The 22,916-nt window shown below is 57.3% G+C and carries 24 protein-coding genes; 9 read left to right on the top strand and 15 right to left on the bottom strand.

Annotated elements, in window-relative coordinates; translation table 11 throughout:
- Nucleotides 1–446: 446 nt before the first annotated feature.
- Nucleotides 447–896 carry a hypothetical protein gene (locus tag ACESMK_RS15125; protein WP_373000500.1) on the bottom strand — a complete coding sequence of 150 codons (450 nt, stop codon included), beginning with the start codon at nucleotides 894–896 and terminating at the stop codon, nucleotides 447–449.
- Nucleotides 897–899: 3 nt separating this feature from the next.
- Nucleotides 900–2,219, bottom strand: a complete 1,320-nt coding sequence (gene yegQ, locus ACESMK_RS15120; protein WP_373000519.1) for a tRNA 5-hydroxyuridine modification protein YegQ — start codon at nucleotides 2,217–2,219, stop codon at nucleotides 900–902.
- A 158-nt stretch (nucleotides 2,220–2,377) separates the two neighbouring features.
- Between yegQ and ACESMK_RS15115 the strand changes: the two genes are divergently transcribed.
- Complete coding sequence (locus tag ACESMK_RS15115) at nucleotides 2,378–2,734, top strand: helix-turn-helix transcriptional regulator (RefSeq protein ID WP_064227559.1); 357 nt, start codon at nucleotides 2,378–2,380, stop codon at nucleotides 2,732–2,734.
- A gap of 6 nt (nucleotides 2,735–2,740) precedes the next feature.
- Here the strand turns inward: ACESMK_RS15115 and fabB are convergent, their stop codons facing one another.
- Both fabB and fabA read right to left on the bottom strand, forming a co-directional pair.
- Entirely contained in the window at nucleotides 2,741–3,952 is a 1,212-nt protein-coding gene (gene fabB / locus ACESMK_RS15110; RefSeq protein WP_373000496.1) for a beta-ketoacyl-ACP synthase I, read from the bottom strand.
- An 11-nt stretch (nucleotides 3,953–3,963) separates the two neighbouring features.
- Nucleotides 3,964–4,473 (bottom strand): bifunctional 3-hydroxydecanoyl-ACP dehydratase/trans-2-decenoyl-ACP isomerase, encoded by a 510-nt coding sequence (gene fabA, locus ACESMK_RS15105; protein WP_373000493.1) that lies wholly within the window; start codon nucleotides 4,471–4,473, stop codon nucleotides 3,964–3,966.
- A 219-nt stretch (nucleotides 4,474–4,692) separates the two neighbouring features.
- Between fabA and ACESMK_RS15100 the strand changes: the two genes are divergently transcribed.
- Nucleotides 4,693–5,208 carry an SRPBCC family protein gene (locus ACESMK_RS15100; protein ID WP_373000489.1) on the top strand — a complete coding sequence of 172 codons (516 nt, stop codon included), beginning with the start codon at nucleotides 4,693–4,695 and terminating at the stop codon, nucleotides 5,206–5,208.
- A gap of 8 nt (nucleotides 5,209–5,216) precedes the next feature.
- On the opposite strand, the gene ACESMK_RS15095 is transcribed toward ACESMK_RS15100, so the two are convergent.
- Nucleotides 5,217–6,401, bottom strand: a complete 1,185-nt coding sequence (locus ACESMK_RS15095) for an NnrS family protein (RefSeq protein WP_373000486.1) — start codon at nucleotides 6,399–6,401, stop codon at nucleotides 5,217–5,219.
- Between the two features lie 123 nt (nucleotides 6,402–6,524).
- Between ACESMK_RS15095 and ACESMK_RS15090 the strand changes: the two genes are divergently transcribed.
- Complete coding sequence (locus ACESMK_RS15090; protein ID WP_373000482.1) at nucleotides 6,525–6,896, top strand: SirB2 family protein; 372 nt, start codon at nucleotides 6,525–6,527, stop codon at nucleotides 6,894–6,896.
- Between the two features lies 1 nt (nucleotide 6,897).
- Here ACESMK_RS15090 and ACESMK_RS15085 read toward each other — a convergent pair whose 3' ends face one another.
- Complete coding sequence (locus ACESMK_RS15085) at nucleotides 6,898–7,719, bottom strand: ion transporter (protein ID WP_373000479.1); 822 nt, start codon at nucleotides 7,717–7,719, stop codon at nucleotides 6,898–6,900.
- Between the two features lie 219 nt (nucleotides 7,720–7,938).
- Between ACESMK_RS15085 and ACESMK_RS15080 the strand changes: the two genes are divergently transcribed.
- Nucleotides 7,939–9,291 carry a hypothetical protein gene (locus ACESMK_RS15080; protein ID WP_373000476.1) on the top strand — a complete coding sequence of 451 codons (1,353 nt, stop codon included), beginning with the start codon at nucleotides 7,939–7,941 and terminating at the stop codon, nucleotides 9,289–9,291.
- 22 nt (nucleotides 9,292–9,313) lie between these two features.
- Here the strand turns inward: ACESMK_RS15080 and ACESMK_RS15075 are convergent, their stop codons facing one another.
- The gene (locus tag ACESMK_RS15075; protein ID WP_373000473.1) at nucleotides 9,314–9,769 is read right to left on the bottom strand and encodes an EVE domain-containing protein; all 456 of its coding nucleotides are present in this window, start codon (nucleotides 9,767–9,769) and stop codon (nucleotides 9,314–9,316) included.
- Nucleotides 9,770–9,821: 52 nt separating this feature from the next.
- A complete protein-coding gene (locus tag ACESMK_RS15070) occupies nucleotides 9,822–11,174 on the bottom strand; it encodes an MFS transporter (protein WP_373000470.1) in 1,353 nt (450 codons plus the stop codon).
- 313 nt (nucleotides 11,175–11,487) lie between these two features.
- On the opposite strand from ACESMK_RS15070, the gene ACESMK_RS15065 reads away from it, so the two are divergent.
- The 3 genes from ACESMK_RS15065 (at nucleotide 11,488) to ACESMK_RS15055 (ending at nucleotide 14,348) form a co-directional block, all read left to right on the top strand.
- Nucleotides 11,488–11,949 carry a universal stress protein gene (locus tag ACESMK_RS15065; RefSeq protein WP_373000467.1) on the top strand — a complete coding sequence of 154 codons (462 nt, stop codon included), beginning with the start codon at nucleotides 11,488–11,490 and terminating at the stop codon, nucleotides 11,947–11,949.
- 47 nt (nucleotides 11,950–11,996) lie between these two features.
- Nucleotides 11,997–13,499, top strand: coding sequence for an MFS transporter (locus ACESMK_RS15060; protein WP_373000465.1), 1,503 nt, complete (start codon nucleotides 11,997–11,999; stop codon nucleotides 13,497–13,499).
- Between the two features lie 144 nt (nucleotides 13,500–13,643).
- Nucleotides 13,644–14,348, top strand: a complete 705-nt coding sequence (locus ACESMK_RS15055) for a PEP-CTERM sorting domain-containing protein (RefSeq protein ID WP_373000462.1) — start codon at nucleotides 13,644–13,646, stop codon at nucleotides 14,346–14,348.
- A gap of 52 nt (nucleotides 14,349–14,400) precedes the next feature.
- On the opposite strand, the gene ACESMK_RS15050 is transcribed toward ACESMK_RS15055, so the two are convergent.
- Together ACESMK_RS15050 and trhA are read right to left on the bottom strand one after the other, a co-directional pair.
- Entirely contained in the window at nucleotides 14,401–15,993 is a 1,593-nt protein-coding gene (locus tag ACESMK_RS15050; protein ID WP_373000459.1) for an antiporter, read from the bottom strand.
- A 316-nt stretch (nucleotides 15,994–16,309) separates the two neighbouring features.
- The gene (gene trhA, locus ACESMK_RS15045) at nucleotides 16,310–16,993 is read right to left on the bottom strand and encodes a PAQR family membrane homeostasis protein TrhA (protein WP_373000517.1); all 684 of its coding nucleotides are present in this window, start codon (nucleotides 16,991–16,993) and stop codon (nucleotides 16,310–16,312) included.
- Nucleotides 16,994–17,159: 166 nt separating this feature from the next.
- On the opposite strand from trhA, the gene wrbA reads away from it, so the two are divergent.
- Complete coding sequence (gene wrbA, locus ACESMK_RS15040) at nucleotides 17,160–17,759, top strand: NAD(P)H:quinone oxidoreductase (protein WP_373000456.1); 600 nt, start codon at nucleotides 17,160–17,162, stop codon at nucleotides 17,757–17,759.
- A gap of 85 nt (nucleotides 17,760–17,844) precedes the next feature.
- Here the strand turns inward: wrbA and ACESMK_RS15035 are convergent, their stop codons facing one another.
- Nucleotides 17,845–18,552: a Crp/Fnr family transcriptional regulator gene (locus tag ACESMK_RS15035; RefSeq protein ID WP_373000454.1), complete on the bottom strand. Its 708-nt coding sequence runs from the start codon at nucleotides 18,550–18,552 to the stop codon at nucleotides 17,845–17,847.
- A 172-nt stretch (nucleotides 18,553–18,724) separates the two neighbouring features.
- On the opposite strand from ACESMK_RS15035, the gene ACESMK_RS15030 reads away from it, so the two are divergent.
- A complete protein-coding gene (locus tag ACESMK_RS15030) occupies nucleotides 18,725–19,642 on the top strand; it encodes an AEC family transporter (protein ID WP_373000451.1) in 918 nt (305 codons plus the stop codon).
- Here the strand turns inward: ACESMK_RS15030 and ACESMK_RS15025 are convergent.
- From ACESMK_RS15025 to ACESMK_RS15010, 4 genes are all read right to left on the bottom strand, one after another.
- Nucleotides 19,639–20,292, bottom strand: a complete 654-nt coding sequence (locus ACESMK_RS15025; protein WP_372988445.1) for a cation transporter — start codon at nucleotides 20,290–20,292, stop codon at nucleotides 19,639–19,641. The two genes, ACESMK_RS15030 and ACESMK_RS15025, sit on opposite strands and share 4 nt — an antisense overlap.
- Nucleotides 20,293–20,378: 86 nt before the next feature.
- Nucleotides 20,379–20,837 (bottom strand): Cd(II)/Pb(II)-responsive transcriptional regulator, encoded by a 459-nt coding sequence (gene cadR, locus ACESMK_RS15020; protein ID WP_373000448.1) that lies wholly within the window; start codon nucleotides 20,835–20,837, stop codon nucleotides 20,379–20,381.
- On the bottom strand, nucleotides 20,834–22,189 hold the full coding sequence (locus ACESMK_RS15015; protein ID WP_373000445.1) for a sensor histidine kinase: 1,356 nt from the start codon (nucleotides 22,187–22,189) through the stop codon (nucleotides 20,834–20,836). Before ACESMK_RS15015 ends, cadR begins: the two co-directional genes overlap by 4 nt.
- On the bottom strand, nucleotides 22,176–22,841 hold the full coding sequence (locus ACESMK_RS15010; protein WP_373000442.1) for a response regulator: 666 nt from the start codon (nucleotides 22,839–22,841) through the stop codon (nucleotides 22,176–22,178). Before ACESMK_RS15010 ends, ACESMK_RS15015 begins: the two co-directional genes overlap by 14 nt.
- Between the last annotated feature and the right edge of the window lie 75 nt (nucleotides 22,842–22,916).

Raw genomic sequence — 22,916 nt, 5'->3', positions numbered from 1 at the left:
TTCATTAAGGCCGGGTTCAAACGTGTCGGATTCGATATCTGTTACAAATCCGTACTCGTATTCCCGTTTGATCAGCTCGTTCACCTCGGTGTCGGTGGTCGCCATGATCGTCGCTCCGTATTCTCTCATCGCGGGCTCGCGCCCTTGGTGTTGCCGACAACCTCAAGAGTGGGCTGCCGATCGGATGTCATCAGTATGGGTGTTGCAGTGGTCGCTCGTCCTGTGAGTACGCCCTGCAATCGCTTTTTGGATGACGGATTTTCAAAGCTGGTGCTGATAAACAAGCAAAAAAGCAGCTTTAATCCGTTGCTTCTGGGCAGCGATTATACAATACCAGAGTAAAATAGTCAGGTATTAATTTGTACGTGGGGTGATTATACCGTAATCAAGGTATGGGGCACCAAGGCGGTCGCTTATCGAGACGATAGTCTGAGTGTTATCTGCAGTTATTGCAGGGGCTGGTACAGCGGTTCCATGTCGGTGGAGTAGCTCACCCCAACCAGCTTCCAGCCATCGCCGGTTGGCTGGTAAAAGGTGAACCGCCAGACAATGGCGGCGGCCTCGAATTTCTGCAGCCAGATTTCGCGGGTGAAGTCACTGCCGATGGTTTCGGTACGTACATGGGAGCGGCCGACGGGTTGGCCTGCCTTCTCGGTGACCCGTGCGAAATAATCTGCAGCATCCGCCGCGGACCGGTCGTAGGGGGCGGCTTCAACGCCAAGGTAGGGGCGAAGGCTCCGGTAGGCTGCTGCAATATCCCCGGCGCTGGTTTTCTCCATGAACAGGCTGGTCAGGCTTCTGAGTTGCGCCTGTCCCTCGACGGTGTTTGCCTTGGCGAGGCTGACGTTGGCCGTCAGCAGAAGTGCCAGCATGATCCTGGAGAGGGTTTGGCGCATGGTTCAGGGCTCCGTTTTCAGGATTCTGGTCAGGTAGCTGTGGTCCAGTCGGGCCGGGGTGTTGTCCGGGCGCGGTATACGCACGATGTAACCACTGCCTGGGGCATAGTCTAGTTTGCGACCGTCGCCGTTTTCCATGGTGTCTGTCGCAAACCGGAGGTTGCCCGCCGGTGTAATCAGTTCCAGCGAATCCCCCGGCGCAAATTTGTTCTTCACATCAACAGTAAGCCACTGGCCGTCATCGTCGATCACCGAACCAACCACCTGTTGGGTGCCCAGGAAGGACGAGCCCTGCTCGTAAGTCTGGTACTCCCGGGGCAGGTGCCGGCGCAGGAAGCCCTCGGTGTAGCCCCGGTTAGACAGGGCTTCCAGTTCATTCATGAGGCCCATATCAAAGGGCTTGCCTTGCACGGCTTCGTCTATGGCTCGGCGGTAGACCTGTGTGGTGCGGGCTACGTAGTAGGTGCTTTTTGTGCGACCTTCGATTTTCAGCGAGTGGACACCCATCTTTGCCAGTTCGGCTACGTGCTGAACGGCCCTCAAATCCTTTGAGTTCATGATGTAGGTGCCGTGCTCGTCTTCGTAGGCGGGAATGTATCCGCCCGGGCGGTTGGGCTCTTCCAGCAGGATTTCTTTGGGCGCCACTTCCTGTACTTCGCCGGTGCCACAGGTGGCGATCAGGTCACCGGTCTGGTCATGGTTGTGTGGGACCTGCTTGTAATTCCAGCGACAGGCGTTGGTGCAGGCGCCCTGGTTGGCATCCCGGTGATTCATGTAACCCGAGAGCAGGCACCGGCCGGAATAGGCCATGCACAGGGCGCCATGCACAAAGACTTCCAGTTCCATGTCCGGGACCCGGTCCCGGATCTCGCGAATTTCATTCAGTGCCAGTTCCCGGGACAGAATCACGCGGCTGATGCCCTGTCGGCGCCAGAACTCGACTGTGGCCCAGTTCACCGCGTTCGCCTGTACCGAGAGGTGTACGGGTTGCTCGGGCCATTTTTCCCGCACCAGCATGATCAGGCCGGGATCCGACATGATCAGGGCATCGGGCCTCTGTTCCAGTACCGGGGCCAGATCTTTGAGATACGACCGCACCTTGTCGTTGTGAGGTGCTATGTTGGAGACAAGGTAAAACTGTTTGCCCAGCTCGTGGGCCCGCTCGATGCCAGCGCCGAGGGCTGCAACGTCCTTGAAACTGTTGTTTCTTACTCTCAGGGAGTAGCGGGGCTGGCCGGCGTAGACCGCATCGGCGCCATAGGCGAAAGCGGTTTCCAGGTGTTCGGAGGTGCCCGCAGGGGCTAGCAGTTCCGGGGTGTTCATGGTGGCTCCGGGCGATTCTGAAAGCGGGGCATTTTGCCGTATGCTGATGTGCATTCCCTTGATCCTGCTCAAAGGTCGTATTGATTGTTTTCGGCTAACATGTGTACGCTCACGGTTCTGGCTATTCGGGCCGAAGCGTTGCAAAGGAGGAGTTCCAGATGGCATTAAAGCCTCTGACGCCAGAGGTGGCGCGGGCTTCGCTGAGTGTCAGGGTCAGTTCCCTGATCAGTGTGCAGCTTGCTCGTGGCAAGGTTGGTGTGGAAGTCGTGGCGTCGCAGCTGCATATGAGCCGTTACACGCTGCACAAGAAACTGAAGCGCGAAGGGCTGACGTTCGCCCGTCTGCTCGAGGATGTTCGTCGCAGGCAGGCGCTTACCTACATGCAGGACAAGACCAAGCCGCTGGTGGAAATTGCCGAGCAGCTCGGGTTTTCGGAGTTGAGCGCATTCAGCCGGGCTTTCAAGCGCTGGATGGGAACATCCCCGGCTGAATATCGCTCTGTCAGGCTGTCCTGAACCGGCTCAGACCTTCTTGAACACCAGCGTGGCGTTGGTACCGCCGAAGCCGAAGCTGTTGCTCATCACCAGGTCGAGGTTCTGATTGTCCATGCGCTCACGGACGATCGGGTAGCCTTCTGCGCCCTCATCAAGGGTCTGGATGTTGGCGGATGGCGCAATGAAGCCCTCACGCTGCATGATCAGGCTGTAGATTGCCTCGTGTACGCCGGCGGCACCGAGGGCATGACCACACAGGGGTTTGGTGGAGCTCAGGGGCGGTATCTTGTCGCCAAAGGTCTCTTTCAGTGCTTTCAGCTCGGTTACATCACCGGCTGGCGTACTGGTGCCGTGGGTGTTGATGTAGCTGATTTCGCCATCCAGGTTCTTCATGGCCTGCTGCATGCAACGAACCGCGCCTTCGCCACTCGGGGCAACCATGTCCGCGCCATCCGAGGTGGCACCAAAGCCGACAATTTCAGCCAGAATGTTTGCGCCCCGGGCCTCGGCGTGTTCCAGCGCCTCGAGCGCCAGTACGCCACCACCACCAGAAATGACGAAGCCGTCCCGGTTTGCATCGTAGGTGCGCGACGCCAGTTCCGGCGTGTCGTTGTACTTGGTGGACAGGGCGCCCATGGCGTCGAACAGCAAACTCAGGGTCCAGTGGATATCCTCGCCGCCACCGGCAAACATCACATCCTGGCGTCCGAGCGCAATCAGGTCTGCGGCATGGCCGATTGAGTGCGCGCTGGTCGCACAGGCAGACGTAATGCCGTAGTTGACGCCCCGGATGCCAAAACCGGTTGCCAGCGAGGCGTTAATGGCGCTGCCCATGGTGCGCGGTACACGATAGGGGCCGACCCGGCGGATGCCCCGGTCGCGGTGTGTATCGATGGAATCGAGCAGTTCAACCGTTGAGGCGCCGCCCTGGCCGAATATGATGCCGGTGGTGTCGGCCTTGATGTGCTTGTCGGTCAGCCCGGCCTGCTCGATGGCCTCGAGCATAGCCAGGTACGTGTAACCGGAGGCCGGGCACATGAATCGCCAGAGTTTCCGGTCAATCAATTCCGGCAGGTTCAGGTTGATCTGGCCGCAAATATGGCTGCGCAGACCGTTATCCCGGGCCTCTTCACTGAAGCCGATGCCGGAGCGGGACTCCTTCAGGGACTGGGCAACTTCCTTCTGGTTGGTACCAAGGCTGGAAACAATGCCCATACCGGTGATTACAACGCGACGCATCTTGTTAACTCCTAAAAATCATCGGTCGAGGTGAACATGCCAACCCGCAGGTCTTTGGCGGTGTAGATTTCCCGGCCATCCACTTCCATCCGGCCATCAGCGATTGCCATGGTCAGCTTGCGCCGGATAACCCGCTTGAGATCCAGGCGGTAGGTGACTTTCTTGGCTGTGGGCAGCACCTGGCCGGTAAACTTCACTTCACCGGCACCGAGCGCGCGCCCCTTGCCTTCGCCGCCACCCCAGGCCAGGAAGAATCCGACCAGCTGCCACATGGCATCCAGGCCCAGGCAACCGGGCATCACGGGGTCATCTACAAAGTGCACTTTGAAAAACCAGAGGTCCGGGTTGATGTCGAGCTCGGCCACGAGGCTGCCCTTGCCATACAAGCCATCATCGTCCGCAATGTGCGTGACGCGGTCGAACATCAGCATCTCGTTGATGGGCAGGCGCATGGAGCCAGGGAAGAGTTTGCCGTGGCCGCATTTGATCAGGTCTTCTTTATCGAAATGATCCGGGTTCATAGTGCCAGTTTCTCTGTTACAAAATGATTTCTTCATACTTTAGCTCGAATTTGCCGAGTGGGTATTGACCTTTAGTGGATGATTGCCGATCCAGAGTTCCCGAATTGCGCCTGTGAAGCCCTTTTGATTGTCATCAAGGCGGGCTTCAGGTGCTTTAAATACACTCTTTTGAAGTCTGTTTTCGGGAATCAGGAGAGTCAGGAAGGGTGAGGAGGAGATATGTCCGGCACAGAGGAAGTTATTGAAGGCACTGTCCGGCGGAAGGGCGATCGGGTGTTGGTTCGCCTTGACAGAGAAGTCGCGCACTTGCCGGAGACTGTCTGGAAAATGCTGACTGACTCGGTGTGTCTGGCCGAGTGGCTGGCGCCAGGGACATTGGACGCCAGACCCGGTGGCCGGGTTCAGTTGGATTTCGGCAACAGCGGCACACCGATCGATTGCCGGATTAAGGACTGCCAGCCGCATCGGCGGCTGGCATACTCCTGGAGTTGCGGCGAGGCCCCCGAGCGGCCGCTGGTCTGGGAACTGGAGCCCATCGATGAAGGCACCCGACTGTCGCTGACCTTGTTGCTACCGGATGATGATCTGGTGCCCATTGCCTGCGCGGGCTGGGATGCGCACCTTGAGATGCTGCTGGCGGCACTGGAAGGGATCAGCATTCACTTTCCGGCCGGCCGGTTTCGCCAGGCAAGGGCGCGATTTGAAGAACTGGTCAGGGAGCAATTGGCCGCCTGACCAACGGGTCAGCCTTCGCGTCCGTCTGGTCTCGGGCTGGCCAGGATACCGGTATAGCGGTAAAGAAACAGGCCGAAAGCAAACAGCCATAGCAATGTGCTGCTGCCAATGCCGGGGTGCCAGGGGATAACGTCAAAGGCGGTAAGCACCCGTATCAGTGCGGCCAGATGAATTGCAACGAACGCAAGCACCATGCCCTTGGGCAGCACCAGTGGTCTGCCGCTGTGGCCGAGGGCAACCCGGGCAATGACTCCGAGAATCAGGCACGCGACCGCGCCGGTTCCGGCGGCGTGACTCCAGGCGTTGGAAGGCCAGCCTGCGAACAGTGTGCCCGCCAGCAGGAACAGGGACACCGGCACCCACAGTATGGACAGGTGCAGGATCCAGAGCAGTGGTTCCTGGCGGACGAGCCAGCCTTTCCAGCCAGCAAGACGAACCAGCATAAGCACACCAGAGAGCAGGGCCAGCACACCGGTCACTGTTTGCCAGCCCGTAACCAGTGATGCCATCAGCAGAATCAGGCTGAATACCGTTGCCATATCCAGTGCGGGCACCGCTTTCACAGCGGTGCCGTCGAGTCCTCGCTGACGCAGCCATCCGGTTGAAAACGCCGGAGTGATGCGACCACCGATAATACTGATCAGTGCCATGGCCATGATCAGGGCGCCATAGCTGAATGCCATATCGAGACGGGTTACAAAGCCGATCTGCATCAGCCAGAGCAGGCCGAGTACCACCATGATCATCAGTTGCCGCTTTTGCCGCGTCTGCCAGATTCGCCAGCCGGCATCCACCATCACCAGGGGCAGGAATGCCAGATTCACGCCCTGAACCAGCCAGTAAGGCAGTTCAGCACCGGTTGCCAACAGCAGGCGTCCGGCCAGCCAGACACCCCAGAGCAGTACCAATCTGAACCCGTGGGTGCGTTCCGTCTGGGTCCAGACGCAAACAGCGGTCAGCAGGAACCCGGCAATGGCTGCGGATAAAAAGCCGAACAGCATTTCGTGCTGGTGCCAGAACAGCGCAGGCATTGCGAGAGGCAGGTTGATGACGCCGCTGACTTGTATGATCCAGAGCGGAATGGCGGTAAGCGCCAGGACAGCCATGGACAGAAAGAAGATCCGGAAGGGATAGGAAAACAGGTGGCTGACGCTGGCAGACGTCCGTTCAGGGGAAGTCGGAATGGTTTGCATAGATGCCTCTCATATACATGTATTCTGTGTATATGTTAATCCCTGGCGTTCATCCAAACCATACCTGCTTGTGGGTAGATTGCGTACAATGGCCCCAAGTCGCATGTTAATAAAGGAAATTCCATGACCTCGTACATGATTCTGAAGCACCTGCACATGACCACTGCCTACCTGACCATCACGTTGTTCGCCTTACGCTTGCTGCTGGATGCAGTCGGGCGGCCAGGCTGGCGCCAGACACCGCTACGCTTTATCCCTCATATCAACGACACCATTTTGCTGGTGACGGCCGTTTCTCTGGTCTTTGTGGTTGGATACGCCTCGGCCATGCCAGGCTGGCTGGTTGCCAAGATCGTTTTGCTGATCGGCTACATTATTGCCGGTGTTTTTGCCCTGAAAGTTACCCTCAGCAAGCCCGCCCGTATAACCGGTGCCGTGCTTGCCCTGGTGCAGGTGAGTGCCATTCTCCATCTCGCGATGGCCAAGCCGTTCTGAGTCAGCGTTTTTCGCTGACCTGCTTCGTCAGCTCCGCCAGTTGTACCTGAACGGCCTGGAGCTGGCGGGCAATCTCATCCCTCTCATCATGGGCCTTCTGGGCCTGTTTTGCGTTCTGCTCCTCGCTCATAACCTCAAGAATGGCGCCGATCATCATGTTCAGGAATACGAAGGCGGTCAGGAAGATAAACGTCAGGTAGTAAATCCAGCTGAGCGGGTACTGCTCCATTGTTGCGTACATCACATCCGTCCAGTCTTCAAACGTGGCTACCCGGAACAGAGTCAGCATGGCAATCGATACATCACCCCAGAGAAACTCATCCACGTCTGCGAAAAACATTGAGCCCATGGCCGCGTAGATATAGAAAATGATGAACATCAGCAGGGCGATGTAGCCCATGCGGGGAATGGCTTTGAGCAGCGAGTTGATCAGGAACCGGAGTTCCGGCACCACCGATACCAGGCGTAACACCCGGAATACCCGCAAAAGCCGGCCCAGCAGGACAGCTTCAGAATTATCGAGAGGAATCAGGCTGCCGATGACCACCAGGGTATCGAACAGGTTCCATCCGTCGAAAAGAAAGCGCTTCTTGTTGGCGCAGACGCCAAACCGGAACAGGATTTCCACCAGGAAAAACAGCGTAATGGCGTTATCCATCACGCTGAGAGACCTTTCCACCAGCGGTGGCAGGTTATAGGTTTTCGCGCCAATGGTCAGTGCCGACAGGATGATGATGGCGATGACAGCGCCCTGAAACATCTTGCTGGATTCAATACGGCGAAGTTTCTCGAAACCGGAGGCGGGGCTTAATTGGGACGACATGGCGGACAACGGCTCCAGATGATTCGGGGGAGGGCCGGATTTTAAAGGGCTATGGCACGATTGAATAGCCTGAATGATGTTCGTGTACTGTCAACCGCCGTGCGCTTGCCGTGATAAATGATATTTATTCAGGTTGATCAGAAAGATTCATTCGTGCGATGGGCAAACCCTTTCCATAATCAGGTCACAAACAACAATATCAAAAGCGAGTGACATTCCATGGAAGACAGACCGGAGTTAGCCGGCTGGCGCTGGGGGCCGTTTACCTTCCGCGTGCCGTTTTATCACACACGCCTGTGCTGGTCCGAATTCCTGCAGGGGCTGTTTGTTTCTGCTGCTACTGGCCTGGCGCTGATCCCCGTGATGACCGCGTTCTTCGGTCTGAGTTTTGAAGAAGCCGTCGCGTTATCCATGATCCACGCCTCCCTCATTGCCTCAGCGGTGATCGTCTTCGGCGAACCCTATGCCGGAGGCTGGATTACCCCCGCGCTGCCGCTGATTCTGGCCTTCGTAATCGGCGGCTACGAGGATCCGGTCAGCCGATTCCAGGCAATGACCGCACTGAGCCTGGTATTTGCCACCCTCGTGCTGTTTCTCGGGATAACCGGCCTGGGTCGCCGTTTCGTGATCTGGCTACCGGATACGCTCAAGGCAGGCATTATCCTCGGGGCTTCGATCGCCGCACTGAAGCGGGTGTTCGTGGACGATGCCGAGCGCTTCCTGCTAGAGCAGCCCATTGCAACCGGCCTTGCCTGCGCCATCTGCCTGATTTTTACCTTCTCGATTCCGATGCAAAAGCTGAAGGAACGCAACCGCTTCTTTTTCATGCTGGGCTCCTTGGGCCTTTTGCCGGGCTTCCTGGCTGCGGCTATTGTCGGGCCGCTGGTAGGCGAGGTGAACTTCGAGATCCAGTGGGGGTTCCTGATACCGCCCCTGGGCGAGGCATTGGCGAAGGTTTCCCCGCTGGCCATTGGCTGGCCGTCCCAGGAAATGATTATCCAGAGTATTCCCCTGGCGCTGATTGCCTACATTATCCTGTTCGGCGATCTGGTCACCGGTAACGAAGTGCTTCGGGAAGGATTGAAGGTGCGCAAAGACGAGCACGTGGATATCAACCTCAACCGCACCCATTTCTCCCTGTCAATCCGAAACGCAATCATGGGCATTGTGGCGCCATTCTTTCCGACCCAGGGCGCGGTCTGGACCGGCGTGCACGTCATCGTGGTGCAGCGCTGGAAGCAGGGGCCAAAGGCCATGAACAGCCTGCACAGCGGCCTGGCCTCTTACTACCTGATGGGCCTGCCGTTTATCTTCTTCCTCTTGCCACTGCTGACTGGACTCAAGCCGCTGCTGGGGGTTGCCCTCTCGCTGACGCTGGTGCTTACCGGCTTTGCCTGCGCCTACATTGCCATGTCGATCCCGAGGGATAACGCATCGAGGGGGACTGTCGTTCTGATTGGCGCGGCTCTTGCGTTCTTCGAACCCTGGATGGGGCTGTTGATCGGGGTAGTGGCTACTCTGGCTCTGGTGGGCTGGGATCGGAGCCCGGATCCGATTCCCCATGATGAATAAGTAAAGCCGTTACCCGAGGTTTCTAAACCTGGCTGAGGATGATCTGCCATTGTTCTTCGGTTACCGGCATAACGGAAAGCCGGTTGCCCTTCCTGACCAATGGCAGATCGCCGAGCCCCGTCGTGGATTTCAGCTCGTCCAGCGGAATCAGCCTCGGCAGTGTGCGGACATACTTCATGTCCACGGCTTGCCAGCGAGGCTTCTCCGCCATGCTCTTGGCGTCGTAATAAGGCGATTCGGGATCGAACTGGGTCGGGTCCGGGTAGGCGCTGCGAATGACCTTCACAATGCCGGCAATGCCGATGTGCCGGCAGCTTGAGTGGTAAAGAAAGACCTCGTCACCTTCGGCCATGCGGGCCAGGAAATTCCGGGCCTGATAATTACGCACGCCGTCCCACGGGATCACCCCATCCCGGGCTGCGGCAAAATCATCAATGCCACATTCGGAAGGTTCGGATTTTACCAGCCACTTTGCCATTGATTCCTCGCCATCTCGTCTAAAGGGCCGATTATACGCCAAGCCGTCAGATCTATCCCCGGGGCGGCTGGATCAGGGGTTCCTGCGGTTTTTTGCGATTCAGCGGGTAGAAGAGCTGTGGCGAGGCCAGTTCCGGCAAATCCGTTCTTTCCTCGTTGGCGGCCCACTCGACCCGCTCGGCCGACCGGATCGCATAGTGCATCCACGCCAGGGCCGCGGCGACAATCACGAACATCAACATAAAACAGCTCTGCCAGATGCCTGTGAGGTCGTTCAGCACGCCGAAGGTCAGCGGCAGGATGAATCCCCCCAGCCCGCCAATCATTCCGACCACGCCTCCCACAGCGCCGACGTGCATGGGGTAGTACACAGGAATGTGTTTGTAGACCGCCGCTTTACCCAGGGACATGAAGAAACCGAGGATGAAGATCAGTGCCACGAACATGGGCAGGCTCATCGACAGGGTAAACCGGATATCACCCTCTATCCCGTGCACCACGTAATCGGTGGGCGGATAGCTCAGCAGAAAGGTACAGATAACCGAGGCGCCAAAGGTCCAGTACATGACCCGGCGGGCCCCGAAGCGGTCGGACATCCAACCGCCGAGAATCCGGAACAGGGATGCGGGAATGGTGTAGAGCGCAGCAATGATGCCGGCGGTTTTGATATCCAGGCCGTAAACGCCGATCAGGAAGTGGGGCAGCCAGAGCGCCAGGGCGACAAACGCCCCGAACACAAAGAAGTAATACAGGGCAAACCGCCAGACTCTCAGCTCCCGGAGAGGCTCCATTTGCTCCAGGAAGGATTTGGCCTTGCCACCCGCCCGCTCCGCAGCCAGGGGATCTTCTTTTGCCAGCAGGATGAAGACCACACCCATGACTGCCAGTACCGTGGCGTAGATCTGGGCCGTTGTTTCCCACCCGAACGCGACCAGCAGGAACGGGGCGCCAAAGTTGGTCACTGCAGCGCCCACGTTACCTGCGCCGAAAATCCCCAGGGCGGTTCCCTGGCGTTCTGGCTCGAACCACGCTGCGGTATAGGCCACACCAACAATAAAGGCGCCACCGGCCAGGCCAACCCCCAGAGCGCCCACCAGAAGCATGATGTAGGTGGTTGCGAAGGTCAGCAGGTAAACACAGGCGGCGGTGGTAAGCATCAGAATGCCGAATACCCAGCGGCCGCCGTAGCGATCCGTCCAGATGCCCAGGAACAGCCGGCTGATTGAGCCCGTGAGAATGGGTGTGGCCATCAGAAGGCCGAGCTGGGTGTCTGACAGCCCGAGATCCTCGCTGATACGGATCCCGATGATGGAAAAAATGGTCCACACCGCAAAGCACAGGGTGAAGGCAAAGGTGGATAAGCCGAGGGCACGGTATTGCTCTGGTTTTGACGGGCTGTTGGCCATGCTCTTCCCCTCCCTTCGGACATCCATGAGATGCCCCCTGAAAACACCTCTTGAACCTTACCAAAAACCCGGTTTTTTGATGCGGGGCATTGGAGGTACCTCCTGCTGGGTGCAGTGGTGGTAGTCCATTGGAGGTTTTCAGGGCCTGGGGGATAGCCCCTTGATTTCTCTGGTGGGGTACGCCTTGCCAACGTTGATTTACGTCAATTATGGGCAGTACCGGAGTGTGGGCTAATGCTGACAGATATCAATGGATGTTCCATGAAAGTGCCCTTTGAAAGGGCACCGAAAACGCCTTCGGGAGAACCCCAGAATGAAAATCATGATTGCCTACGACGGCTCGCGAAATGCCAGGTTGGCACTGGCCCAGACCATCACCATGTTCCGCGATCTCAAACCCGTGATCAGCCTGGTTGCGGTGGCTGAAAATCCCCGGGATATCACCTCCGGAAACGAAGATCTGTTTCAGCAGGAGGTTGCCGACCTCAAAAAGCATCTCGCCGAGGCCCTGGAGGTCTGCGAACAGGAGCAGATCTCTGCCGAAACGATGCTGCTGGAAGGCGATGCCCGCAAGATGTTGTTGTTCGCGGCCGAGAAAAAAGTCCTCCCGGAGATGCTGGTTATCGCGCGCCACAGCCATGAGCCGGACGGTGGTTTCATTGCCCGCTCATTGACCTATTTCGTGGACGAACTGGACTACATGACCTTCGGTAGCGTGAGTTCCTTCCTCGCTCGCCGCATCCAGTGCCCACTTTTGATTCTGCCCAGTCGTTGAGTCTGGCCAATAACCGTTTCTGTATCTGAAAGCCCGGGGAGGCTGACATGAAAGTCGCAGACGTTTTCCACGTCAAGGATCCGGAGATCAGGGCCCTGCACCTGACCTGGATTGCATTCTTTATTACGTTCTATGTGTGGTTCAACATGGCGCCGCTGGCGTCGAGTATGCTCAAGAGCGTCGACTGGCTCACCGCCGATGACCTTCGTCTGTTCGCCATCTGTAACGTGGCGCTGACGATACCAGCCCGGATCATCGTGGGCATGGCTCTGGACCGTTTTGGTCCCCGTCGCGTGTTCTCGGTACTGATGGTGCTGATGTCCATCCCGGCGCTGGTGTTCGCTTTTGGTAACACCATGACGCAACTGCTGGTCAGCCGCCTGGTGCTCAGCTCCATCGGCGCCAGCTTTGTGGTGGGCATCCATATGACCGCCATGTGGTTCAAGCCAAAAGACATCGGCTTTGCCGAGGGTTTCTATGCCGGCTGGGGCAACTTCGGCTCTGCCGCGGCAGCCATTACCCTGCCAACAATTGCCTTGCACATGTATGGCGGTGACGACGGCTGGCGCTGGGCCATCGCCCAGAGCGCGATCGTAATGGCCGGCTATGGCGTTTATTACTGGTTCGCGATCACCGACGGCCCCGAGGGCACCGTTCATCGCAAGCCGCGCAAGGCGGTAGCGCTGGAAGTCAGCAGCTGGGGCGACATGATCAAGCTGATCCTCTGGACCATCCCCCTGGTGGGTGTACTGGCCATCCTGGTATGGCGGATCGAGAACATGGGTTACCTGAGTGCCACTGGAGCCGCCATCTGTTATGCGGTGATCGTCGCTATTGTGGTCTACCAGATTATCCAGATCCTGCGGGTGAACGTGCCCATCCTCAAAAAAGGTGTGCCCGAGGATGACAAGTATCCGTTCAACAGTGTGGCTGCCCTGAACAGCACCTATTTCGCGAACTTTGGTGCCGAGCTGGCGGTGGTGTCCATGCTGCCGATGTTCTTCGAGGAAACCTGGAGTCTCAGCGCTACCGCAGCGGGCCTGATAGCTGCCTCGTTTGCCTTCGTGAATCTGGTTGCACGCCCGATGGGGGGCCTGGTTTCAGACCGGATGGGTAACCGCCGGTTCGTGATGCTCAGCTACATGTTCGGCATCTCGGTTGGCTTCGCGCTCATGGGCTTGATGAACTCCAACTGGCCGCTGATCATTGCCGTGGGCATTACCGTATTCACCTCGTTTTTCGTGCAGGGTGCCGAGGGCGCAACCTTTGGCATTATCCCCTCTATCAAACGGCGTCTTACCGGGCAGATCTCCGGGATGGCCGGGGCGTACGGCAACGTGGGTGCGGTGGTTTACCTGACGATCTTCACCTTCGTAACCCCGACCCAGTTCTTCTACATCATTGCCGGTGGTGCGTTTATAAGCTGGTTGCTGTGCATGATGTGGCTGAAAGAGCCGGAAAGCGGATTCTCCGAGGAATACCACGTGTCTTCTGTGGATCTGCAGATTGAGGAAGAGGAACGTCGCCGGCAGACCGCCGCGTCCACCTGAGTTCAACCCAACCAAAAGCCCGCACGGAGTAATCCCTGCGGGCTTTTTTGGTATTTGGACATGGCAAGAAATAAGACATAGTTCCGTAACATTATGTAACCGATTGCTAGGATGAACAGGCGAACGAAATACAAGGAGGGAAATGTGATAACAACAATGTCCAAACTAATGTTGGTTGCAGGGTTGTCCTGTTTACCGCTCACAGCAGGAGCGACGGTTATTACCGGGAACTTTACTGGCTACGTGAGTGCGGGTGAGAACGAGGGGCAGAATGTTACTGGATCACTGACGTTAGACTTAGCCAATGCCCCGGCTGATTCTGAGGCGAATCCGGAACAAAGTAGGTTTGCCTCATCTCTTGAGTGGGTCTCACTATCCCTGAATGACTTCAATTTCGGGTTGCCGGATGACCTTAGCGGTTTTCTCGTAGAGGACGCTGTGATAATCAATAACGAGGGTCTGACAGATGTGTTAACGGTTCAGGACCGCATCCGTGAGAGTGACTCGATCAATGCAAGAACTTACCTTTTGCAGCAACTAAGGATTAGTTCCTCGCTGATAGACTTTCTGGTTAACGATTCTCTGGAACAGACCATTTCATGGAGTGACCCGAAACCTGGGGAAATTGATGGCAACTATGGGGTTTTCGATTATCAGTATCTCTGGCGTGATGATGACCTCGGAATTCGGCAGGCCGAGCAGGGCTCAGTGGTGCTGACCTCCTTTAATCTGGCGCAGGAGGTTCACAGAGTCCCGGAACCAGGTACTGGCCTGCTCCTGATGTCTGGGCTGTTGGGGTTGGGTGTTGCGAGGAAAAGGAGACGGGCGCAAAAGACGACTTCAAACTAAGGGCTGGAAAGCAAAAAGGCCTCCGGAAGGAGGCCTTTTCAACGTCTGAGCATCAGGGATTCTTGATATACGCATTCTTGCGCAGGTAGAACCACCAGTTAACCACCAGGCAAAGTGCATAGAACACCGCAAATCCGTACATGGCGACTTCCGGAGTGCCAGCCTGGATCTCCTGGCCCATCACGCGAGGTGCGATGAACGCGCCGTAGGCCGCAACCGCTGAGGTCCAGCCCAGTACCGGGCCCTTCTGCTGCTGGTTGAAGATGACGCCGATGCTGCGGAAGGTGGAGCCATTGCCGATACCGCTGGCGGCGAACATGATGATGAACAGAACCAGGAAGGGCGCGAAGTAAGCGTTCGGGTCGGTGGAGTTGTAGGCCAGCATCATCACATAGCCGGTTGCCACGGATGCCGCAACCATCACAACCGAGATGATCTGGGTAACGATGGATCCGCCCACCTTGTCGGAAATCCAACCGCCCACGGGGCGAATCAGCGCACCTACAAACGGTCCCATCCAGGCCCAGGTCAGTGCGCTCGGCGCATCAGGGTTAACTACCCGGATCACAGTGCCATCGGACGCCACTTCCATCATGTTACCGAAGATAACGCTAATGGACAGCGGCAGTGCGGCGGAGAAGCCGATGAATGATCCGAAGGTGAGAATGTAGAGCACGGTCATGGACCAGGTGTGCTTGTTGCTGAAGATCGCAAACTGGTTCTGGATGTTGGGCTTGATGTCGCCCGGAATCAACCGCAGCAGGATCAGAGTAAGCACGATAGTCAGGGGCAGGGCCAGCCACATATTCAGTACACTGAGGGCCCAGACGCCTGCGATAGAGGCCAGAATGCCGACACCATAAAGTCCGAGAATCTTGCCAAACGCCGAGAGCGGGTTACCTGGATTCGGAGTAACCACTTTCAGGTTGTTCATGCCAAACCAGCTGGCGAACGCCAGCGGAATCAGGAACACCAGCCAGATAAACCCGGCGTTCTGGATCCAGGTGTCAGTGCCCGCCTCAATGCGGCCAATCAGAGTGCCGCTCGGGCTCTGCAGCTGCATCGGGTCACCGGCCAGGGCGCCAAAGATGCCCACGGTCATCACCAACGGAATGACCACTTGCATGGTGGTTACGCCGAAGTTGCCCAGCCCGGCGTTCATGCCCAGGCCATAGCCCTGTTTGCTTTTCGGATAGAAGGTGCTGATGTTGCTCATGGAGCAGGCAAAGTTACCCCCACCGATACCGGAAAGCAGTGCCAGAGCCTGGAACACGATGAAGGGGGTGTCCGGGTTCATCAGGGCGATGCCTGTGCCGGCAGCCGGAATCATCAGCAGGGCGGTGGTCAGGAACACCGTGTTTCGTCCGCCGGCGATCTTGATCATGAACGAGGCGGGGATCCGCAGGGTGGCGCCAGACAGGCCTGCAATCGCAGACAGGGTAAACAGCTGATCAATCGTGAAAGGAAACCCCAGGTTCTTCATCTGGGTGGTGATCATTCCCCACATCAGCCAGACGGCAAAGCCCATCAGCAGGCTGGGGATGGAAATCCACAGGTTGCGGGAAGCAATGCGCTTGCCCTCCCGCTCCCAGAATTCTTCGCTCTCGACATCCCAGTGTTCGATGTCTGCGTTGGTTTTGGCCATGATTTTGACTCCCTCGGTTAACACGCCCCTGGCCGCGTATCTGTCGGCTTCCGGGCTTCTCGACACCATTGTGCTTAGCGAGGCGGGGAGGGATTCTTGATATTTCTCAAAGACAAAATGACGAGACAGTCGGTCGGTTTTTTGGTGAAAATCCAGGCCTGTTTTCGTTCATTAAAAGCCAATAAAATCAGTTGGATGCGATAGTGATATCCCGAAATGGGTAGGTGTTCGGGAGGCTGGCGCAGTGGAGGTAGCCAATCATTTCCGGCGGTTCAGAACCATGCAGGGCCTAAAATAACGCTGTTTGCCAGGCCCATCAGGCGACGTAGGGTAGAACGCCAAAATAGATGGCGCTGAAATGGCAGGCGCTGCCGCCAATAACGAACAGGTGCCAGATTGCGTGCATGTAAGGGATGCGGTCGGCCAGATAGAAGGCCACACCAGCGGTATACACAATGCCGCCGGCAATCGTCAGGTTGAGGGCTGTCTCACTCAGGTTGGCCACCAGATCGGAGGAGGCGAACGTGATCAGCCAGCCCATGGCGATATAGATACCAACCCTGGCAAGCTTGAAGCGGTTCTTGAAAATAACCTTAAGAATCACGCCGGTGATCGCCAGTGACCAGATCACTGCGAACAGTGTCCAGCCTACGGTCCCCCTCATGTTTACAAGCAGAAACGGCGTGTAGGTGCCGGCAATCAACAGAAAAATGGCGCAATGATCAAGGGTTTTGAATACCCGTTTCAGTTCAGGCCGTCGGGCACCGTGGTACAGGGCCGATGACAGGTACAGCAAGATCAGGGAAGCGCCGAAAATACTGAAACTGACTATCTTCCACGCATCGCCAAGCTGGCTGGCACCGGCGATCAATGCCACGGTACCGATGACGCTCAACAGGGCACCCAGACCGTGGGTGGCGCTGTTCAGCCATTCCTCGATATTGTGATGGATAGTATGAGCCGGGGCTGTTGTCATCGAAGAGTCTTCCGTATAAGTCATGGCAATAAAATACTTGAGCGTACACGTGTACGCAATGACCATCGATCAATCTCCTGTGATCCTGTTCAGAAAAACTGAATAACCTGTCGGAAAACTTCCGATTTCTCCAACGTCTGCCTCTGGTTAGGATGCGTATAACAGATCAACGACAGAGGAGGTTCTCCTGATGGCAAAAGTACTTGTGCTCTATTACTCCATGTATGGTCACATTGAAACGATGGCCAACACGATTGCCGAAGGCGCCAAAGGTGTTGGTGGTGCTGAAGTGACCGTCAAGCGTGTTCCCGAAACCATGGCCGACCAGGCATTTTTGGGCGCTGGCGGAAAGGCAGACCAGGAAGCGCCGGTGGCCGACCCGAAAGAGCTGGCAGAATACGATGCCGTGATTTTCGGCACGCCGACCCGGTTCGGCAACATGGCCGGCCAGATGCGTACTTTCCTGGACCAGACTGGTGGTTTGTGGGCTGAAGGCAAGCTTCATGGCAAGGTGGCCAGCGTGTTTACGTCCACAGGCACCGGGGGCGGCCAGGAGCACACCATCAGCTCATTCTGGACCACCCTGGCCCACCACGGCATGGTGATTGTACCCCTGGGCTACGGAATCCCGGAGTTCTTCGATATTTCGGAAGTGAATGGCGGTACGCCCTACGGAGCGTCAACCATAGCCGGCGGCGATGGTTCACGGCAACCCAGCGAGAAAGAGCTGGCCATTGCCCGGTTCCAGGGCAGACACGTCGCCGAACTGGCCGTGAAGCTGCACGGCTGAATCCGAAGCATTACCAAAGCGTTGAGCGTTTTTCAGGGCAGCAGGCGAAAGCTTGCTGCCCTTTTTTATGTTCAGTTGCGAGGCCTTACGGCGGGTTATTCGCTGCTCCGGTTTTCAGCCTTGAAAAGGTCGCCGGCACAACACCAAGCCACGACGCCAGTTGATTATCCGGCACCCGCCTGACCAGCTCCGGGTACTCCTCAAGTAATAACGCGTAGCGCTCCCGCGCTGGCATGGTGTGTTTGCGAAACTCTCTCATGCTGGTCAGCTCCGCAATTTCCTCGGTCAGAGCAAGGGCGAACTGCGGCCATAACCCCTCACCGTAGGACTGGACCGCGGACCGGAACGCGGAAAAGTCAGCCACCCAGGCGGTTACCGGCGTTACCGAGGTCAGGCAAAGGGTGTTTCGTACGGTGCGGCTGCGGCCGAAAACCGGCCAGACCATATCGCCCTCGGCAAAGAAATGGTGCACGGAAACCTTGCCGTTGGGTGCCTCCCGAAACAAACGCAGGATGCCGTACTGAATCAGGTAGACGTTTGCCCAGGGTGTGTCGTGTTTTTCCAGGGTGGTTTCCGGGTCAATCCGGCAAAGGTGAAACAGGCGGGTGAGGTCTGCCAGAAATCGTGAGTCCGGATCGCTTTCGTGACCTGCCAGGCGAATACCGAATATCCGGCTCAGGCCATTCAGCAGGGCTGTTGATCCTGGTGCAACATCTTGCTGGATGATATCCGGATGGCTTTCTCCCAGCATGCAGGGGGCTGATGAGGCGTCTGGCCTGAAGATGCTGTTCATGGCATTGACCCTGTTTGGAGTGGTCTCTTAATTATGGTATCAAAGAAGCATCTTTTGAAATGACTTTAATCATTAAGCTTTTCTCACTGGGTCGATATCGCGAACTGAATAAAGTTCAGTGCTAGACTCCGGCACTTGTTGCTCGAAGTTGCCCTTGCCTCGTGGAGTAGTAATGGCCGCCGCGTTTGCCCTGTTCTTCAAGTTGATTCCGCTTTATGTAACGGTTGCCCTGGGCTGGGTTGCCGGTCGCTATCTTGAGGCCAGCGGCCGCCATATTGCCGGCATCATGCTGTACATCGTGACGCCTTCGGTGGTGTTTTCCGGGGTAATGGCTGCGCCCCTCTCACCGGAAGTCATCCTGCTGCCCTTTCTGGTATTTGGAATCTCGTCCGTTCTGGGAATCTTGCAGTTAAAGCTGGCAAAAAGGTTTCTCACCGACGGCAGTGCCAACATCATTCCCTTGTGCGTAGGTTCCGGGAATACCGGTTACTTCGGGATACCGGTTGCTTTGTTGCTGTTCGGAGAAGAGGGGCTGGGGCTCTACATTGTGTGCATGCTGGGCACCACGTTGTTCGAGAATTCGGTAGGTTTTTATCTGGCTGCGAGAGGACGCTACAGCATCAAGGATGCGCTCTGGCGGGTGCTGAAGCTCCCCTCTATATATGCCTTCCTGGCGGCAGTCTCGCTGAATCTGGGGGGCGTGGGAATTCCGGATATCTTCGTGCCGTTGTTCGAAAACCTGCGCGGGGCGTACAGCATTCTGGGCATGATGATCATCGGCATGAGCATCACCAGTTTCCGTGGGCTGGCGGGCAATGTTCGTTTTACCGCACTGGCGTTTTTCGGAAAGTTCGTAGTCTGGCCGCTGGTGGCCATCGTGTTCTGGTGGGTTGATTCAGCGGTTCTGGGCATTTATGAACCGGCGGTGCACAAGGCCATGTTCCTGATCTCAATCACCCCGATCGCCGCCAACACCGTGGTCATCGCCACGCTGTTGGATACTTCGCCAAGGCAGGCAGCGGGTACGGTGTTGCTCACCACACTGTTTGCCCTGGCGTTTATCCCGGTGATGATTTCCCTGGCGTTTTAACGGTTCTGTGAAGCGGCCCCTGCCGGTTCGACGATGCAGGCCCTGGCTTCTGCAATGTCGCTGCGGGCATGACGCACCACGCTGATACCGGCGGTGATTGCCAGCGTACCCATGATCGCTGCAACGATCAGATCCGGCCAGGCCGTTCCAGTGCCGAACACACCCAGAGCGGCCACCATAACGGCGATGTTGCTTATGGCGTCGTTCCGGCTGCACAGCCAGACCGAACGCATGTCGGAATCGCCTTCCCGGAACTTGAACAGTAGGGCGGCAACGCTCACGTTAGCAGTAAGGGCCAGCAGGCCGACTGCGCCCATGGTCAGCGGCTCCGGTGTAATGCCCGCTTGTACCACCCAGGCTGCCCTGGCCCAGACCACCAGGCCGAACACCGTCATGGTGATGCCTTTGACCATGGCCGCGCGTCCGCGCCAGAGCATGCCCATCGAGAGAACGGTCAGGGACAGGACATAGTTGGCACTGTCGCCGAAGAAATCGATGGCATCGGCCATCAGCGACACCGAGCCGGATGACAGGCTGGCAATGCCTTCCACAACAAACATGGCCAGGTTTACCCACAAGGCAATCCATAACGCTTTGCGAAAGCCCGGGGCAGGGGATTTGGGTTCGGGGGCGGAGCAACTGCACGCCATAGAGACCTCCTTGGTTCAGGTGATCTTATTTAAAACCCTGTAGTAACTACAGGGTCAACAGTTGCAGCAGAAAATCTTTGGATTCGTCAGTGCGGGCCCGGTCCATGGGTTCGGGGAACGTGGTTATGGCGGTCCTCGGGCTCAGGTGTTTCAAGCTCCGAGCTGAGCCCGCCGAGAATGCCGCATTCGCGCACAGTGCGCCCATCGGAACAGGCTTCCTGAAGCTGCTCAAGAGTTTCTTCAAGGCTCGCCAGTTCTTTCAGCCGTTCTCGAACGTGAGTCAGATGGCGAGCCAACAGGGCGTCCACCTCGCTGCAGTCAGCCTCTGGTTGCTCGGCCAGCCGGATCAGCTCGCGGATTTCGTCCTGGGCCATGTCCAGGTTGCGGCAGCGTTTGATAAAGAGGAGGCGGTCCAGATGGGCATGGCGGTATGAGCGATAGCCACTGTTATCCCGGTCCGGTTCCGGCAGCAAGCCGATCTTCTCGTAGTAGCGGATGGTTTCAACGGGAATGGCGGTTGTTTTTGCGAGTTCACCGATTTTCACTGTCTGTTACCCCCGGAGGTTCCCGGAAAATAGGCCGTTGCTTTGAGCCCTCCGATTGAGCCCGAGCTGAAATTCAGGGTACCACCATAACGCTCTGTAATCTCCCGCACGATGGCCAGCCCCAGGCCGTGGCCCGGAGTCTGTTCGTCCAGGCGAAGACCGCGGGTGCCGAGGGTGTCCAGGGCATCCGGAGGCGCCCCGGGTCCATCGTCCTCAACGGTGATGGTAAACCCTCGTCCATTCTCTTTCAGGCCAAGTTCCACGAATCGTTCGGACCACTTGCCGGCGTTGTCCAGGAGGTTTCCCAACACTTCATTCAGGTCGTGCTCTTCGATGGGCCAGCGACGTTCTTCGGTCAGTACGGTGGACATTTCGAAGGATTTTGCCGGGTATAGCCGACCGAGCATCCAGAGAAGATCCCGGGCCTGTTTCAGAGGGTAGGCGCTTTTGCCGACCTGCGGGCCGGCGAAGCGGCTGCGGCGCATCTCTGCTTCGAGTTGCCTGTCGATATCGTCGAGTCTGCCGGCCATTTGTTGCCTGAGGTCGCTGGGGAGAGGGCGATCGGTATCTTCCAGTATCTGGCGAACGGCAGCGATGGGTGTTTTGACGCTGTGGGAGAGATTCGCCAGCGCATCCCGGGAACGCTCCAGCCTCTGGTCCAAAGAGTCGAGCAACTGGTTAAGTTGCAGTACCAGAGGTTGGAACTCCTCGGGGGCTTTGACATCAATCCGCGATATCTCGCCGTCCTGCAGCCGCTTTAATGCGGCCTTGAGGCTCACCACGGGGCGCATGGACAGGTTGATGCCCAGCCAGAGAACGCCAACCAGCAGGAGGATCAGCAGCAGGGACACAACAGCCGTCCAGGCATGAAGCTCAGCCTGGCTGCGGCTCAGGGCGCCAAGGTCCTCGGACACGATCACCACGATGGGCTTGCCGTCTACACGGAAGGACTTGCGGTAGGCAAGGATATCGGAAGGCGCCTCGGCGATTTCAGCATCACTGACCCGCAGCGTACCTTCCCGCCCGGATTCCACAAGTGGCATCAACAAAGGTACCCAGGTTTCCGGGGAGATGATGGTTCGGGAGTCGGAATGGATAGCGAACGCGTGATGGAAAACTTCCTGGAAATAATCCCCGGTCTGTAGTGTATCGAGCCGTCCATCAGAATCGCGAATCTGGTGTTCAAGAAAGGCGACTTCGTCTTTGAGTCGTGTTTCCACAAATTCCCGGGACATCCGGTCAAGAAGCAGCCCGTGCACCAGCCATGCGAGGGCCATCAGAAGAATGCCGGCCGGCAGTAGCAGTGCCAGCAGGGTTCCCTTGACCGATACCGGTCTCCTAAACAAGGTCATTGAAGAGGTATCCCTGGCCACGGCGTGTTGAGATGGTGTCCGTGCCTACCAGTTTCCGGAGTCTTCGAATGTAGGCCTCGATGACGTTTTCGCTGGGGTTGTCATTCAGGTTGTACAGCTGCTCCATGAGCTGTTCTTTCGAGAAAACATGCCCTGGCCGACTCATCAGGCAGCGCAGCAAGCGGAATTCGGTTCCGGTGAGGCTGTGTTCTGTGCCGTCGGCCAGTTTCAGGCTTTGACGATTTTCGTCCAGCTCGAATTGGCCGGCCTTTACCAGTGAGTGCCCCCGTCCCTCGCTCCTGCGAATGATGGCGTTCAGCCGCGCAATCAGCTCCTCGGTCTGGAACGGTTTGGCCAGGTAATCGTCGGCCCCGGCCTTCAGGCCGTTCACTTTGTCCTGCCAGTCACCGCGGGCGGTCAAAATCAGGACCGGAAAGCTGATGCCTCGCGTTCGCCATTTGCGAAGCACATCCAGACCATTTCCGTCCGGGAGCCCCAGATCCAGAACCACGGCGCGATACTCCTCCTGCTCTGCCAGCGCCGACGCCTCTCTGGCAGAGAAAGTGGTATCCACGCTGAACCCCGCTTTCTCCAGCTGGCTGGTTAGTCCATCTGCAAGCAGCCGGTCATCTTCGACGAGCAGTAAACGCATGTGTCTGTCCTTTCAGGGTGTCGTACAGGGCGCGCCAGTCTCCCAGTCGTAACTGAATCCAGCCTGAACGATAAA

The sequence above is a fragment of the Marinobacter sp. genome (assembly GCF_041687235.1).
Classification (GTDB): Bacteria; Pseudomonadota; Gammaproteobacteria; order Pseudomonadales; family Oleiphilaceae; genus Marinobacter.
The sequence above is the reverse complement of the archived record's forward strand: the minus strand, read 5'-3'. Positions and strand labels throughout refer to the sequence as shown.